The organism is Pseudoalteromonas sp. AS84 (genome assembly GCF_038900255.1).
Classification (GTDB): domain Bacteria; phylum Pseudomonadota; class Gammaproteobacteria; order Enterobacterales; family Alteromonadaceae; genus Pseudoalteromonas.
Genome location: NZ_JBBMQY010000044.1, coordinates 1 through 3,001, shown reverse-complemented (window position 1 = coordinate 3,001; position 3,001 = coordinate 1). Strand labels below are relative to the sequence as shown.

At 49.6% G+C, this 3,001-nt stretch carries 1 rRNA gene; it reads right to left on the bottom strand.

Features of this window, described 5'->3' with window-relative positions:
• Window positions 1-22: 22 nt before the first annotated feature.
• Window positions 23-2,913: ribosomal RNA gene (locus tag WNY79_RS20700) — 23S ribosomal RNA — on the bottom strand.
• Window positions 2,914-3,001: the final 88 nt, after the last annotated feature.

Here is a 3,001-nt window from a genome sequence, read left to right as displayed (position 1 = left end):
CATAAAACGCGTTTGGCGTTGTATGGTTAAGCCTCACGGGTAATTAGTACAAGTTAGCTTAATGGCTCACACCACTTCCACATCTTGCCTATCAACGTTGTAGTCTTCAACGGCCCTTCAGAGACTTTAAAAGTCTAGTGAGAACTCATCTCGAGGCCTGCTTCGCGCTTAGATGCTTTCAGCGCTTATCAGTTCCGAACGTAGCTACCGGGCAATGCCATTGGCATGACAACCCGAACACCAGCGGTTCGTTCACTCCGGTCCTCTCGTACTAGGAGCAACCCCTCTCAATTCTCAAACGCCCACGGCAGATAGGGACCGAACTGTCTCACGACGTTCTAAACCCAGCTCGCGTACCACTTTAAATGGCGAACAGCCATACCCTTGGGACCGACTTCAGCCCCAGGATGTGATGAGCCGACATCGAGGTGCCAAACACCGCCGTCGATATGAACTCTTGGGCGGTATCAGCCTGTTATCCCCGGAGTACCTTTTATCCGTTGAGCGATGGCCCTTCCATTCAGAACCACCGGATCACTATGACCTACTTTCGTACCTGCTCGACGTGTCTGTCTCGCAGTTAAGCTGGCTTCTACCATTACACTAACCGTACGATGTCCGACCGTACTTAGCCAACCTTCGTGCTCCTCCGTTACTCTTTAGGAGGAGACCGCCCCAGTCAAACTACCCACCAGGCACTGTCCGTAACCCCGATTCAGGGGCCAACGTTAGAACATCAAAACTACAAGGGTGGTATTTCAAGGTTGACTCCACAACAACTAGCGTCGCTGCTTCAAAGTCTCCCACCTATCCTACACATGTAGGTTCAATGTTCAGTGCCAAGCTGTAGTAAAGGTTCACGGGGTCTTTCCGTCTAGCCGCGGGTACACAGCATCTTCACTGCGATTTCAATTTCACTGAGTCTCGGGTGGAGACAGCGTGGCCATGGTTACACCATTCGTGCAGGTCGGAACTTACCCGACAAGGAATTTCGCTACCTTAGGACCGTTATAGTTACGGCCGCCGTTTACCGGGGCTTCGATCAAGAGCTTCTCCCTAAGGATAACCCCATCAATTAACCTTCCGGCACCGGGCAGGTGTCACACCGTATACGTCATCTTGCGATTTTGCACAGTGCTGTGTTTTTAATAAACAGTCCCAGCCACCTGGTCACTGCGGCTCCCGTCCGCTTAGAGAGCAAGTCTCATCACAGATAGGAGCGTACCTTCTCCCGAAGTTACGGTACGATTTTGCCTAGTTCCTTCACCCGAGTTCTCTCAAGCGCCTTAGTATTCTCTACCTGACCACCTGTGTCGGTTTGGGGTACGATTCCATATAATCTGAAGCTTAGAGGCTTTTCCTGGAAGTATGGCATCAACAACTTCATCACCGTAGTGACTCGTCTCGTGTCTCAGTCTTAACAGCAACCCGGATTTACCTAAGTCACCAACCTACTCACTTTCACATAGACTACCAACGCTATGCTTGTTTAGCCTGCTCCGTCCCCCCATCGCAATTATATCGAGTACAGAAATATTAATCTGTTTCCCATCGACTACGCCTTTCGGCCTCGCCTTAGGGGTCGACTTACCCTACCCTGATTAACATGGGATAGGAACCCTTGGTCTTCCGGCGTGGGAGTTTTTCACTCCCATTATCGTTACTCATGTCAGCATTCGCACTTCTGATACCTCCAGCAACCCTCCCGGGTCACCTTCAACGGCTTACAGAACGCTCCCCTACCACTCAGAATAAATTCTGAATCCGCAGCTTCGGTGCATAGTTTAGCCCCGTTACATCTTCCGCGCAGACCGACTCGACCAGTGAGCTATTACGCTTTCTTTAAAGGATGGCTGCTTCTAAGCCAACCTCCTGGCTGTCTGGGCCTTTCCACATCGTTTCCCACTTAACTATGACTTTGGGACCTTAGCTGGCGGTCTGGGTTGTTTCCCTCTTCACGACGGACGTTAGCACCCGCCGTGTGTCTCCCGGATATTACTTTACGGTATTCGGAGTTTGCAAAGGGTTGGTAAGTCGGGATGACCCCCTAGCCTTAACAGTGCTCTACCCCCGTAAGTATTCGTCCGAGGCTCTACCTAAATAGATTTCGGGGAGAACCAGCTATCTCCCGGTTTGATTAGCCTTTCACTCCTAGCCACAGGTCATCCCCTAACTTTTCAACGTTAGTGGGTTCGGTCCTCCAGTTGATGTTACTCAACCTTCAACCTGCCCATGGCTAGATCACCGGGTTTCGGGTCTATACCTTGCAACTATTCGCCCAGTTAAGACTCGGTTTCCCTACGGCTACCCTATTCGGTTAACCTCGCTACAAAATATAAGTCGCTGACCCATTATACAAAAGGTACGCAGTCACCCAACAAGTGGGCTCCTACTGCTTGTACGTACACGGTTTCAGGTTCTATTTCACTCCCCTCACAGGGGTTCTTTTCGCCTTTCCCTCACGGTACTGGTTCACTATCGGTCAGTTGGGAGTATTTAGCCTTAGATGATGGTCCACCTATATTCAGTCAAAGTTTCACGTGCTCCGACCTACTCGATTTCACTTAAAATGTCTTTTCATGTACGGGACTATCACCCTGTATCGTGGCGCTTTCCAGCAGCCTTCCATTAACACATAATAAGCTTAAGGGCTGTTCCGATTTCGCTCGCCGCTACTTTCGGAATCTCGGTTGATTTCTTTTCCTACGGGTACTTAGATGTTTCAGTTCTCCGCGTTCGCCTCGTTAACCTATGTATTCAGTTAACGATACCTGCAAGCAGGTGGGTTTCCCCATTCGGAAATCCTAGTCTCAAGTGCTTTTTACTAGCTTGACTAGGCTTATCGCAAGTTAATACGTCCTTCATCGCCTCCAACTGCCAAGGCATCCACCGTGTACGCTTAGTCACTTAACCATACAACCCAAACGGGTCTTTGTTGTGTGACAGTTTAACTTCGCCAGAAGTCAATATTGAATACTAAAGTAGATACCAATCAATCAAC